The 13382-nt window shown below is 55.4% G+C and carries 10 protein-coding genes and 1 pseudogene; 10 read left to right on the top strand and 1 reads right to left on the bottom strand.

What is annotated here, in order from left to right; translation table 11 throughout:
* A pseudogene (locus tag JJT62_RS18895) lies at window positions 1-184 on the bottom strand (transposase); the annotation flags it as partial.
* 40 nt (window positions 185-224) lie between these two features.
* On the opposite strand from JJT62_RS18895, the gene JJT62_RS18890 reads away from it, so the two are divergent.
* From JJT62_RS18890 to JJT62_RS18845, 10 genes are all read left to right on the top strand, one after another.
* Entirely contained in the window at window positions 225-755 is a 531-nt protein-coding gene (locus JJT62_RS18890) for a hypothetical protein (protein WP_202074340.1), read from the top strand.
* 489 nt (window positions 756-1244) lie between these two features.
* The gene (locus JJT62_RS18885) at window positions 1245-1493 is read left to right on the top strand and encodes a hypothetical protein (protein WP_202074339.1); all 249 of its coding nucleotides are present in this window, start codon (window positions 1245-1247) and stop codon (window positions 1491-1493) included.
* 164 nt (window positions 1494-1657) lie between these two features.
* The gene (gene rfbF / locus JJT62_RS18880) at window positions 1658-2446 is read left to right on the top strand and encodes a glucose-1-phosphate cytidylyltransferase (RefSeq protein WP_202074338.1); all 789 of its coding nucleotides are present in this window, start codon (window positions 1658-1660) and stop codon (window positions 2444-2446) included.
* A 60-nt stretch (window positions 2447-2506) separates the two neighbouring features.
* Window positions 2507-3622: a CDP-glucose 4,6-dehydratase gene (gene rfbG / locus JJT62_RS18875; RefSeq protein ID WP_202074337.1), complete on the top strand. Its 1116-nt coding sequence runs from the start codon at window positions 2507-2509 to the stop codon at window positions 3620-3622.
* The gene (locus tag JJT62_RS18870) at window positions 3613-4881 is read left to right on the top strand and encodes a class I SAM-dependent methyltransferase (RefSeq protein WP_202074336.1); all 1269 of its coding nucleotides are present in this window, start codon (window positions 3613-3615) and stop codon (window positions 4879-4881) included. The genes rfbG and JJT62_RS18870 overlap by 10 nt, the downstream gene beginning before the upstream one ends.
* A gap of 9 nt (window positions 4882-4890) precedes the next feature.
* Window positions 4891-5463, top strand: coding sequence for a dTDP-4-dehydrorhamnose 3,5-epimerase (rfbC, locus tag JJT62_RS18865; RefSeq protein ID WP_202074335.1), 573 nt, complete (start codon window positions 4891-4893; stop codon window positions 5461-5463).
* Window positions 5460-6377: an NAD(P)-dependent oxidoreductase gene (locus JJT62_RS18860; RefSeq protein ID WP_202074334.1), complete on the top strand. Its 918-nt coding sequence runs from the start codon at window positions 5460-5462 to the stop codon at window positions 6375-6377. The genes rfbC and JJT62_RS18860 overlap by 4 nt, the downstream gene beginning before the upstream one ends.
* Window positions 6378-7409: 1032 nt before the next feature.
* Complete coding sequence (locus JJT62_RS18855) at window positions 7410-11363, top strand: rhamnan synthesis F family protein (protein ID WP_202074333.1); 3954 nt, start codon at window positions 7410-7412, stop codon at window positions 11361-11363.
* Between the two features lies 1 nt (window position 11364).
* Window positions 11365-12303 carry an NAD-dependent epimerase/dehydratase family protein gene (locus JJT62_RS18850; RefSeq protein ID WP_202074332.1) on the top strand — a complete coding sequence of 313 codons (939 nt, stop codon included), beginning with the start codon at window positions 11365-11367 and terminating at the stop codon, window positions 12301-12303.
* A gap of 303 nt (window positions 12304-12606) precedes the next feature.
* Window positions 12607-13005: a hypothetical protein gene (locus JJT62_RS18845; protein WP_202074331.1), complete on the top strand. Its 399-nt coding sequence runs from the start codon at window positions 12607-12609 to the stop codon at window positions 13003-13005.
* Window positions 13006-13382 lie beyond the last annotated feature (377 nt).

Here is a 13382-nt window from a genome sequence, read left to right as displayed (position 1 = left end):
GCGTGACGGAGGACGGCGGCTTGTCGTCGGAGGCCATCCATCGGTCGACGAGCGCATAGGTCAGGCGGATCACGCTGCGCATGGCGGGCGCGTTCTCGAGGCGCGACAGCGTCGGCTGGGAGGCTAGATCGCGGCCCGTATCGGGCACTCACCCGCAGGCGATCTTGAACGCCGGGTGCGATTTTCTTGCCTTGGACGGCTAGAAAGGAAAAGGCGGGAAACGATTGGTCCGTCATGGCGAGCGTGGCTGTGCGGTCGAAGCGGAAAGGGTTGCTGTCAGCAAAGGGCGATTTGGTGGTGAGCTGGGCCGAACTACCACGCTCTCCTCGCCACGTCTTTTACGACCGGCTCCAAGGGGTCCTGATCGACGCCCGGTTCGACGCTTTCGTCGAGGACGCCTGCAAGCTGTATCACGCGGCGATCGTGATTTTCTACGGCTGGCCAACGGGGACAAGGTTTCCGATCACTCGTGGCTGTCGAAAACGCGTTCGCGCCTCCCGCACGAAGTTCACGAGAAGGTTTTCGGCTTCATGTTGGAGCTCGTCGCCGAGCGCGGCCTCCTGAAGGGCGAGCGATTCGGCGTCGGTGGCTCGACCATGGAAGCAAACGCCGCGTTGCGCAGCATCGTGCGGCATGACAGCGGCGAAACCTATCGCGAGATGCTCACGCGCATGGCGACAGAGAGCGGCATAAAGACCCCCAGCGCCGAGGATTTCGCGCGCTTCGACAAGAAGCGCAAAGGCAAGAAGCTGTGAACGACATTGGGCGAACACAACCGACGCCGAGGCGAAGGCTGCCAGGATGAAGGACGGGACGACGCATCTGGCCTGCAAGCCGGAACATGCGGTCGATCTCGATACGGGCTTCATCGTCGCTGCGCCAATCCATGAAGCGGACAAGGCCACATTAAACGAGACGCCGAAGACGGCGAAGGACAATCGCTCGGCGGTCGGTCTCGCGCCCAGACGCGACGATCCCTGCAAGAATTGCGGACAAGGGGTATCACTCCCGTTCGGTCTTGAAGGACCTCGATGGCGGCGAGTGGAAGAGCCGCATCAGCGATGCCGGCGCCAGCGAAGGGCTATTTGCGCCGGCAAACGCGGCTGAAATCAGGCGTCGGGCGCGCGGCCACGCGCAAGCGCGCAAATTGGTCGAACGCAGCTTCGCCCATGTGCTGGATCGCGGCGGCATGCGCCGAGCCTGGCTTCGGGGCCGCGAGAACGTCGGCAAGCGTTGCCTGATCCATGTTGCCGGGCTTCAATCTCGGCGTCCTGATACGCGCCCTCACCGGCTGCGGGACGCCCAGAGAACGCGCCGAGGCCGCCAGAAAGGCCTTTTTGTGCGTCATTCGAACAGATAACGCGATGGCCGTCATAATCGCCGAGATCGGCGGCGCGCCGGCCATGCTCGCCGTGATCGCCGCTCCAGAACCCGATTTTTCAAGCTGCGACTTCGTCACCGCGCTGTTAACCGAACTGCGCCGCCTCCGCTAACGCAATAGAACCCTGTGGATACGCGAACGCCACCGCGCAAGTGAGCGTTGCCTTTCATATGGGCTTTCAGTAACAGAGACCTTGCTCTACACGGAACGCATCATGCTTTCTGTGCCTGGCACATAAAGGCGACGCGCTAGTGCGCGCTCGGGCAGCGAAAAACGATGAAGTATAACATAAAGAAAGCCGTTATCCTTGCCGGTGGCTTGGGGACCCGCCTCGCGGAAGAGACTAGCGTTCGACCAAAGCCAATGGTTGAAATTGGCGGTCGCCCGATTATCTGGCACATCATGAAAATATATTCGAACCACGGGATAAATGAATTTATTATATGCCTTGGATACAAAGGATATATTATTAAAGAGTATTTTAAGAACTATTTTCTTCATACATCAGACGTTACGATTGATCTTGTTGAGAACAGCTCTATCATTCACGAGCGCAGGTCAGAGCCCTGGAAAATCACCCTCGTTGACACTGGCGACGCCAGCATGACCGGCGGGCGTCTGAGGCGCGTCCGCGATTACGTCGGCGACGCGCCGTTCTGCATGACCTATGGGGACGGCGTCAGTGACGTCGACATCAGCGCGGAGATCGATTTCCATTTCCAGCACGGCCGCGATGCGACGATGACCGTCGTGCGGCCCGCGGGCCGTTTCGGCGCGGCGGAAATCGTCGAGGGCTCCGTCGTAAAGGGCTTTCAGGAAAAGCCCGAAGGCGAGTCGGGCTGGATCAACGCCGGCTTCTTCATTTTGTCGCCGCGCATCTTCGATCTTATCGACAGCGACGCCACGATCTGGGAGCGCGGGCCGATGGAGCGGCTCGCTGCTAACGACCAATTGATGGCGTTTCGTCATCACGGTTTCTGGCATGCTATGGATACGCTGCGCGACAAGCAGCAGCTGGAGGAAATGTGGGCCACGGGGAAGGCGCCTTGGCTCAGTTGGGTCTAGGCGCGCCCCTCGCGCCGCTTCAATATGCCGATAGCGTCGCCTATCGCCTGTGGAGCTACAATGCCAATCGCTAAACCATTCTCCGCTTACGCAGGGACGCGGGCGCTCGTCACCGGGCATTCAGGCTTTAAAGGCGGCTGGCTTGTGGCGTGGCTGGCAAAGCTCGGTGCCAATATCACCGGCGTCAGCCTGCCTCCCGACCAGGGACCCGACAATCTCTTCGAGCGGGCGAAGATCGGTGAACGCTGCCAGGACACGCGCTGGATCGACATACGCGACGACAGCGCTATCGATCGCCTCATGCAGGAGATCCGCCCGAAGATCGTCTTTCATCTCGCCGCGCAGCCTCTCGTGCATCGCAGCTATCGCGAGCCTTTGCGGACCTTCGCCACCAATATCCTGGGCGCGGCCAACGTGCTTGAAGCCGCGCGGCACTGCGAGGAGGTGGAGGCGGTGGTCTTCGTCACCAGCGACAAGGTCTACGACAATAAGGAATGGATGTGGGCATATCGAGAAAACGACCGGCTAGGCGGCCTCGATCCCTACAGCGCGAGCAAAGGTGCCGCAGAAATCGTCGCGCGCTCCTTCATGGAGGTGCTGCGCGGACCGAGCGGGGGTTATCGCCTAGCGACGGCACGCGGCGGCAATGTAGTCGGCGGGGGCGATTGGTCCGAGAACCGCATCGTCCCGGATATTGTGCGCGCCTTGCGCGCTGGCGAGCCACTGGTGCTGCGCCACCCTGAGGCGACCCGCCCCTGGCAGCACGTGCTTGAACTTTGCGCGGGTTATCTCTCGCTCGGCGCACATCTTTTGGTCGGAAACGCCGCGCGAGGGCAGCCGCCGTCACATTTTACGGGCGCGTTCAACTTCGGGCCCGACCGGACGAACGAAATGCCTGTGCGCCGCCTTGTCGACGCGGCGCTGACGGTCTGGGGACAGCCGGATCATCCGGTTGAGCTCGGCGAATCCAGACTGCATGAATCGACTTATCTGCGCGTCGATTCCTCGAAATCGCAGGCCGAATTGGGATGGCGGCCCACGCTCGGTTTCGATGATACAATGCTCTGGACTATGGAATGGTATCGGCGCTATGCGGAAGTTCCTTCATGCGCGTCGCTCCTCGTCGACGAGCAAATCGATGCTTATGCCGATCTTTATGAAAGGAAATGCATTTGACCGTGAATGATACGAATTGTCACGCGGCGACGACGAAATGTCGACATTGCGACGCGGCTCTGACGACGATTTTCGCCGATCTTGGGGCGACGCCGGTGTCGAACGATTATTTGCGGGAAGCCGATCGCAACGGCCCCGAAAGCTATTATCCGCTGCGCGCTTTTGTCTGCGACTCTTGCTTGCTCGTGCAGCTTGAGGATTTTCGCCGAGCAGACGATTTGTTCCGGGAGGATTATGCCTATTTCTCCTCGGTGTCTACGAGCTGGCTCGAGCACGCGCGCCGCTATGCGGACGCCATGTCCGAACGCTTCGGCCTGTCGCCGGCGAGCACGGTCGTCGAGGTCGCGAGCAATGACGGCTATCTGCTGCAATATTTCCGCGCGAAAAAGGTGAACGTTCTTGGCATCGAGCCCTGTCGCTCTGTCGCAGAATACGCCGTGCGTGAAAAACTGATCCCGACGCGAATTGAATTTTTCGGCGAAGAGACGGCCAAAAGGCTCGTCGCCGAGGGCATCGCGGCAGATCTCACAGCTGCCAATAATGTGCTCGCGCATGTACCCGATGTCAATGATTTTGTGTCAGGCTTTCGCGAGATCTTAAAGCCCGAAGGCGTGTCAACATTTGAATTCCCGCATTTGCTAAATCAGATCGAACTCAATCAGTTCGATACCATCTATCACGAGCATTTTTCCTATCTGTCGCTGCTCGCGGCGGATAAATTTTTTTCGGCCAATGGGCTGCGCATCTTCGATGTCGAGACGATTCCGACGCACGGCGGCTCGCTGCGTCTGTTCGTGTGTCGACAAAGCGCCTCCTGGGCGCGCACCGAGAGCGTTGACGAGGTCCTTGGTCGCGAGCGCGCCGCGGGTCTTGATGGCCAGGCAGCCTATCTCGCCTTCGCTGAAAAAGCGCGCGAAACGAAGCGTGCATTGCTTGAACTCTTGATCGGCTTGAAGCGCGAGGGTAAAACAATCGCCGCCTATGGCGCGCCGGCGAAGGGCAATACACTGCTCAATTATTGCGGCGTGGGGTCAGATTTCCTTGATTTCACTGTAGACCGCTCGCCGCAAAAACAGGGCATGTATCTTCCCGGCACGCGCTTGCCCATCAAGGCCCCGGAAGCGATCGACGCCGCAAAGCCCGACTACATTCTTATCTTACCCTGGAATATTAAGGACGAGATCACCGAGCAAATGGCGCACGTAAGGGAGTGGGGCTGCAAGTTCATCGTTCCAATTCCCCGCGCGCAAATTCTTTAAGGGCGCGCCATGGAGTTCGTCGGAACCACATTGCCGGGCTGCCGCCTGATCCGCACGACGCCCGCCGGAGATTCGCGCGGCTATTTTGTCCGTACCTTTTGTGCGCGCGAATTCGCTGAACATGGGCTCAACCCGGAGCTCGCTCAAGCGAGTTATTCCTTCAACGCGAAGCGTGGCACGCTGCGAGGCCTACATTTTCAGGCGGCTCCGCAGATGGAGGACAAGCTCGTGCGCTGCGTGCGCGGCGCGATCTTCGACGTGATGGTGGATCTACGGCCGGGATCTCCGACCTTTGGACACTGGGTCGGCTATGAACTCACCGAGTCCAATCATTTGCAGCTGCATTCCGTCCGCGGCTTTGCGCACGGATTTCAGACGCTGGCCGACGATTGCGTCGTCGCCTATCACATTGCGCAATTCTACGACCCGCAGAAATGCGCGGGCGTGCGCTGGGACGATCCTGACATTGCCGTCAATTGGCCTTTGGTGCCCGTCGATCAATCGCAGCGCGATCTGCAGCTGCCGCGGCTCGCCGATCTCGACCGCGCGGCGCTATTGCCTTTCGAGCCTTTTGCGGCATGACGAGGCGCCTGCTCATCACCGGCGGCGGAGGGTTCGTCGGGCGCCATTGCCTCGCCCCGGCGCTCGCCGCCGGCTTCGAGGTCTGGGCGACGACTTCGAAAAGAAGCAATTCCGCGTCATGCCCGCGAACGCCAAACGTCAATTGGCGGGCCATCGATCTGCTGCAACCGGGCGCGCTTGAAGCGCTGATTTGCGAGGTTCAGCCGACCCACGTACTGCATACGGCCTGGGAAACGACGCACGGGAGCTATTGGACGAGCCCCGCCAATCTCGATTGGCTGGCACTCGGCACGCGGCTGTTCAAGAGTTTCGCCGAAAACGGCGGTAAGCGGTTGGTGAGCGCCGGCACTTGCGCCGAATATGACTGGACCGGCGGCTACATGGTCGAAGGCATGACGCCGGAGCGCCCCAACACCTTTTACGGCCGCATCAAGCTCGCGCATCACCAGGCCCTGACGGCGGCCGCGGAACAGCTCGGCTTCAGCGCCGCGACGGGGCGCATTTTCTTCGCCTATGGCCCCTATGAAAATCCCGCCCGCATCGTCCCTTACGCCTGCACACAGCTGGCTAAGGGCGAGCCGGCGGAATTGGGATCCGGTCAATTCTACCGCGACTTCATGCATGTCGAGGACGTCGCCGCGGGCTTCGTCGCGCTGCTGCAAAGCGATATTTCAGGCGCATCCAATATCGGGTCGGCCGTGCCGATCTCTCTCGCCGACATTGTTACGACGCTAGGGAATATCTCCGAGCGCTCCGACCTCATCCGCCTCGGCGCAAGGCCGGATCGCCCGGGCGATCCCCCTATGGTGGTTGGGGACAACGCCAAGCTGCGCGCGACCGGTTGGAAGCCGGCTAATACCTTGCCGGAAGGGCTCGCGCGCACGTTTGACTGGTTCCGTCGCGCCATTTGTTGACTTGTGAAAAAACAATATGCTCTATCTTCTTGCGTCAAGGATGCGATGGTGCCACTTTCCGCTTCGGCCATCAAAGACGGTTTGTTACAATCAACGGCGGTGTTAAACACCCAGACTGCGTGGAAAACGTTCGAGCGGAATCCGCTGCTTGATTGTGCTCCGAACCTAAGATCGGACCAATCATTCGAGGAAAATCGATTCCAATCGACGAGGTGATCGATGGAAATTAGCTATCAGAAAATCGAATACATAGTGTCAACCGGCCTGTTCGACGAACAACGGTATCTCGCTACGTATGCCATGGTGCTCGGCCTTCACATCAGTCCTTCGGCAAGTTGAAGAGCGTGATCCAATGACTGCGCACATCACTCTTCATGTTTATGACGTGCCACGAGCTGCCGTTGACCATCAACGGTTCGGAGGGCGTACTAAGGCCGTGCGGCAGGTTTCGAAAAATCACCAACGGTTTTCGCACCTAGTGCGTGCCCAACTCTGTGTCGACATCCCCTTCACAATAGAGACGGTCCGCGGCCGACTCATGGTGCTTTCGAAACGATCGACTTGTCGCACAGGAGCCGTTCCCACTCGCAGGTGCCCGAGCAATTGCTAGAATCCCACCAAACGGCATCGGTCCCATGCCGTCGACGCCGTTAGCAACGGGCAAAAGCCGACCGTATCCTCCACATTGTTCGGACTCTGCTCTAAAATCAAGCGCAGTTAGGAGAATTGACGTATATGCTTAAGCTGCGAAAATTCAAGGAAGAGGCCCGTATACTTCGTGCATCACGGTTGTTTGATGCGGTTTGGTATCGCGAGACATACGGTGATATACGGAGGGGACAAGATCCCGTGCAGCACTATCTGTCGCGAGGAGCGGCGGCAAATCGGGATCCAGGACCATATTTTAGCACCAGCATTTACAAGCAGCAGAACGCAGATGTAGTAGCGGCCCGCATGAACCCACTAGTGCATTACATTAGACATGGAGCTCGAGAGGGAAGGCGTGTTCATCGAAGCCTTGACGCACGAACCATGCCTGATGATCGTATTGTTATTGCGGCGGGTAATGCTCCGTTGGACTTAAATTTGAGACCATCAGGAAAGATACACAATTTCATCAATTTTTTCAGAGGATGCACTATTACAAGTATCCAGACTACAGAATATGCTTTGATAAGTGGCTCAATTCTTTTTGATCCACAATGGTATCTGGCCGCTTACGCCGATCTCTCCGAAGACACTGATGCCGCCCGGCATTACATCGAGTATGGAGCCTCAGAAGGTCGCAATCCTCATCCGCTTTTCGACACAAGATATTATCTTGAACAGTGCCCGACCGCAGCGGAGTCGGGTTTGACTCCACTCGCTCACTACCTCATTCACGGGTCGGCAAACGCCAAAAATCCGCATCCACTATTCGACGCCTGCTTTTATCTGGAGCAGGTTACCGATAAGCCAATTTGCCGCATAACTCCCCTTGAGCATTACCTCCAGACTGGTACGCAGGCTGGGCTCAATCCAAATCCGTTTTTTGATACCAAATGGTATACTACTCAGCAAGACAAAGTGCGCCTGCAAGGCTTAAATCCATTAATACACTATGTAACCGTAGGCGAAAAAAATCGCGTTAACCCGTCTTTACGATTTGAAGTAGACTGGTACCTTCGTTGTAATCTTGATGTCGCGCGCGCCGGCATAGGCCCACTCTACCACTTCCTAAGGAGTGGGAAGATAGAGGGAAGAGAGCCTTGTCGAGCGCATGGACTGCTAGGGGCGGCGAGTGACGCGAATATCCTATGTATAAAAAGGCCCTCTCTTCAACCTGAAATTGCCCTCTTTGTCACGCATTCAGCAAACGGCAAGCTTCGGCCTCATGTGCCTTTTTATCTAAGCTCCCTGATACAGCGAGGGGTCACGACAGTCTTAATTGTCGCTACAGATGAACAAGATGTAGAGATAAGGGAGGAGCTATCTCAGTGGCTAAATGGAATTTACGTTCGACAGAACATTGGTTTTGACTTCGCAGCTTGGGCGCACGTTATAAGCTTAAATCCCGATTTTTATAACGCTAAAATTCTGTACCTGATCAATGATAGTGTGTTCGGCCCTACAAGTGCCGTTATGTTTGACGGCGTTTTGCAGCAAATACGAAAGTCAGCGTCGGATTTTGTTGGTTTGACAGACTCCTATGAATGCTGTTGGCATCTTCAAAGTTTTTTCTTGGCCTTCAAGGAAGAAGCGTTGTCATCAATACAGCTACGGAACTTTTTCGACAGTGTCGAATCTTTTGAGAAGAAGACAAGTGTCATAGCTGAATACGAGACGAAATTGGCGTTAACTTTGATGAATGGCGGACTAAAGTGCGAAACGATTTTTCCTCAAGAAGGCTCTGCCGAGATGAACCGCACTCTTCACCATTGGAAGGCACTGCTCCATTCTGGATTTCCGTTTTTGAAAGTGTCTACTGTTCGCGACACTCATCCTGATGTCGATGTTTCCGACTGGCGGGAGGTGTTATCCTCGCAAGGGTACGACGTCTCTCTCGCAGAGAGAACTGTGTCAGCAGATCTAAGTGGGACAAAGGTGAGATCAGTGGAGCAAACTGGGCAAAAAAATCAATTTGCCCAACTCGAATTTGACCCCGATTTCTACTTGAGTGTTTATCCAGACATCAGGGAAGCAGGAGTTGATCCTCTTCGCCATTACAATGAACACGGTCGCGCTGAGGGGCGACTTCCGAGCATGCCTCGCGTTTTCGATGCTCTTCAACCGAGTGTATTGCGTCGGCAAGCGCGAGAGTCAATTTTGATAGTCAGCCATGAAGGCGTCAGAGGCGGCGCTCCGATGGTTGCGTATACATTGACGCAGTTGCTTCTGAAAAAGTATAACGTAGTGGTCTTGTTTCTCGCCGCCGGCCCACTGATTGACGCATGTCGGGCTTCTGGCGCTATGGTGGTCGGGCCGGTAGGCCTCGCAGGGTCGATGGAGCTCAATGAGCTTGTCGTAAAACGAATTGTCGAGTCGGTGCCGCTGAAGTATGCTATCGTCAATTCCATCGCTTCGCGTTTTGTTTTGCAAGCACTGGCCAACCACTTTGTCCCTACGCTAACTCTCATTCATGAATTCTCCTCCTACATTCGTCCGCGAGGAGCATTTCAAGAGGTCGCGTTTTGGTCTGGCGACGCTATTTTTTCCGCGGATATCACCCGAGATAATGCGTTGGCCGAATCTCCAGAAATCGCTGCACGTGATTACCGAATTATTCCGCAAGGGCGGTGCATTATCCCCCAGGACCACCGCCAAGTTGGCAATGCGCACTTAGAGGAGAAGGTTCGCGTAGCGAATATTCTACGACCAAAAGGACGTTCTCCGGGAATGGTGACCGTAATCGGCGCGGGCCTAGTCGAATATCGAAAGGGGGTTGATCTTTTTGTTGAGTGCGCGGCTAAAGCCATTAATTTGGCTCCCGATGTCGACTGGAATTTCGTTTGGATTGGTAGAGGCTTCATGCCAGATAATGATGTGGGATATTCAGTTTATATTGCGGACCAGATACGCCGGCATGGTATCGAAGACAGAGTGAGTTTTCTCGACGAAGTAAATGATCTGGCCGCCGCCTTTGGGCTTGCGGACCTCCTGGTTCTGAGCTCCAGACTTGACCCCCTGCCTAACGTCGCCATCGATGCTTTATCCGCCGGATTGCCGATGGTCTGTTTTGCAAAAACCACTGGTATTGCGAGCATGTTTGTGGAGCAAAAAATTGACAAAGAAACCGTTGCTGACTACCTAGACGTTAGTTCTATGGCCGAAAAAGTCGTTTCTCTAGCAAGATCCGGCGAGAGGCGTTCTATCTTATCATCGGAATGTATCAAGATCGCGAAGCTGAAATTTTCCGCTGAGAGGTATATTGAAGAACTTGAGCACGCGGCGGTCGTACAGATAGCGCGCGCGCAACAAGAACATGTCGACGTACAAACTATTTTGAAATCTGATTTGCCGCAGCTTGATTTTTACTCGTTGCGTCAATCTAAGGGCGAAGTTCGTGCGGACTTAATTCGCCGGTATGTTAGGTCTTGGGCTAGTGGGATAGGGTGTCGAAAGTTATTTCCGGGATTCCACCCTGGAATATATCGGGAGATGCATGGGCTTTCTGATCCGTGCGCGGATCCATTGGCGGACTTCTTGCGCGCCGGAGAACCAAAAGGACCTTGGAGGTTCCCCGTCATTCGGCCGAACAATCGGCCCAAGCCGATTCCCGCAGGCACCCGAATAGGCCTACATCTTCATGCTTATCACCTTAACGTCGTCCCTGAAATTCTCGAACGCCTTCTGCACAATGCAGTACGTCCGGACTTGCTTGTGAGTGTTAAAAGTAACGCGGCTCGCGATGAAATGCGAGAGCGCTTGAGTTCGTATCAAAATGGACGCGTCCTTATTAATTTGGTGCCCGATCCGGGTCGAGATGTTGGCCCATTTCTAACGGAATTTGGTTCTATCATGCAGCAAAACTATGACCTTATCGGGCATCTTCACACTAAAACATCGGCTGACTTAAAGGATAGCTCGGTAGCGAAGATATGGGTTAAATTTTTATTGGATAACGTTTTGGGTCGTATAAATGCGCCAATGGCGGACATAATTTTGGGGGAAATGGCAAACAATCCGCGCATCGGACTCGTTTTCCCTGACGATCCGCATGTCGTCGGATGGGATAAAAATAGGAGCTTTGTCGAGCAATATAGTTCGGCATTTTCTCTGACTCGCTTCCCGGACAGTTTGCATTTTCCGGTCGGAGCCATGTTTTGGGCAAGACCGAGAGCATTAAAGCCGATGTTTGACTTAGGTTTAGAATGGAACGACTATCCCGCCGAGCCTCTCCCCTATGATGGCTCGCTCCTACACGGATTGGAAAGGTTATACGGTTTGGCAGCAACGCAATCGGGATTCGAAATTTGGAACACCAATGTTCCGGGAGTGACGAGGTAACATGAGGCTCGTGGTGCTCGGAGGCGGTGGCTTCATTGGTTCTGCGGTGGTAGGACGGCTTTTGCTCGACGGTCATCAAGTTCGGGTTCTGGATCGCTTAAAAAAAGAGAATTTTCGGGATCCAGAGCTAGCGAGTCGTGTCGAATGGTTCAATGGCGATGTTTTTGACCGCGTGCGGGTTGACGAAGCTCTCGAAGGAACAGATGCGGTAGTTCATGTTGTATCGTCAACTTCACCAAAAACCTCTGCTGATGATCCCATATTTGATGTGAAAACTAATTTGGTTGGATCACTGCAAATTTTGGATGCGATGGTTAGAGGTGGCGTCAAAAAAATTGTATTTATATCGTCGGGTGGGACGGTTTACGGTAAGGTCAAATATCTTCCCGTCGATGAAGCACATCCGACGGACCCGCTGGTATCTTATGGTATTGTGAAGTTGGCCATTGAAAAGTATTTGTCTGCCTACGAGGAGCGGTTTGGGATTCAGGCAATATCTCTGAGGGTTACTAATCCTTATGGGGAGTGGCAGCGACTTGAAGGAGACCAAGGTGTTGTAGGGGTTTTTCTACGCCGCGTCTTGACCGGTCAAAAGATTGAAGTCTGGGGTGATGGATCCACTGTTCGCGATTTTCTTTACGTTGGTGATGTTGGTGACGCGGTTGCGCGAGCTTTGCTATATGCGGGCCATTACCGTGTATTCAATATTAGTTCCGGTGAAGGTACTAGTTTGAATGAGCTATTGAGGCTTATACGGGCAGCGCTAAGCATTAACTTCGAGGTGGAATATAAAATGGGAAGAAGTTTTGACATTCCAGTAAGTGTTGTTAGCAGCAAGCTTGCACAAAATGAGCTGGGGTGGGTCAGTAAGGTATCGCTACTAGATGGCATCGAAAGGACCGCAAGCTGCCTAAGAGTCCGTTTGGGAATTGATGAATAATTTTTTTGGCATCTGATCGGCACTCATCGACTGGTGCAATTGGAATGTTATTGCATTGTGAGCCTCTGCACCAGCGCGCGCGGCAGAGCTGGTTGGGATCGCGCAGCCGCTCGCGCGGCATAGGTCGGAATGAAGACGGCGCCGACGGAACATAGCCCAATGATCCATGCGGACGCTCGGTGTTGTTGAACGAGGTTTGAGCGCGCCCACAAGACCACTTGCAGGGAGGTTCTATATCGACTTCATCCGTGGTTCGGGCGCGAGATCTTCATCCACGCTGCGATTGATAAGACGGACGGCGCCATGTTCCAGTGTTCGGTCGATGGCTTGAATGTCAAGCGGTGGCGCGAGATCCCCGCATGGATGTTTGATCGCGCTGCATGCGCGCCCGACGTACGCTTTTCCTCCGTCCCCGTCGTTAGTCTGCAAGCGCTCAGCGCTTTGTCCGTGCTGCTCGATCAGGTTTTGAAGAATACGGCAGCATCATCGAATGCCCGGGTTTTCAGCGCATCCGGGGTCTCTCACGACCAGAATCAGGGAGAGACCCATGGTGCGGAAGACAACGGCGTCAGCGAGCGGGGATCGGCGCAAGCCGCGCCTGCCTGCACAGCAGATGGATTTATTCCCACGCGGGGCAGCGGCCGGCGCACCCAATTTCGCCCGACCTGCCAAAGGATGCGCAACAAGCGCTCGTCGGCCTGATGACGCGGCTGATCCTGGAGCATGCGCGGACAACGACGATGGAAGCCAGCCATGAGCACTGACAAGATCGGCCCTCACCATCTGGAACGCAAGGCGATCCTCTAGGTGCGCCAATCGTCGGCCCACCAAGTCCTGCACAACCGCGAGAGTGGCGCCTTGCAATACGCCATGGGGGATCGGCTGAGGGCGCTGGGCTTCGCCGAGATTGGTAAGCGTTCACCCGGCGCCATTCTGGCGGCGCGCGGCGTGGAAGTGGTAGCGATTGGACATGGATAGCAACATCTATGTCTACGCCTATGCGCAGAACTGACACGAACCAGTTCATCGAGGTTCGCGCGGAAGGTCTCGAAGGAGCGCCGGTCGGAGAACGCCGACGT

The sequence above is a fragment of the Methylocystis sp. Sn-Cys genome (assembly GCF_016745395.1).
Classification (GTDB): domain Bacteria; phylum Pseudomonadota; class Alphaproteobacteria; order Rhizobiales; family Beijerinckiaceae; genus Methylocystis; species Methylocystis iwaonis.
This window is presented reverse-complemented; position numbering and strand designations above follow the sequence as displayed.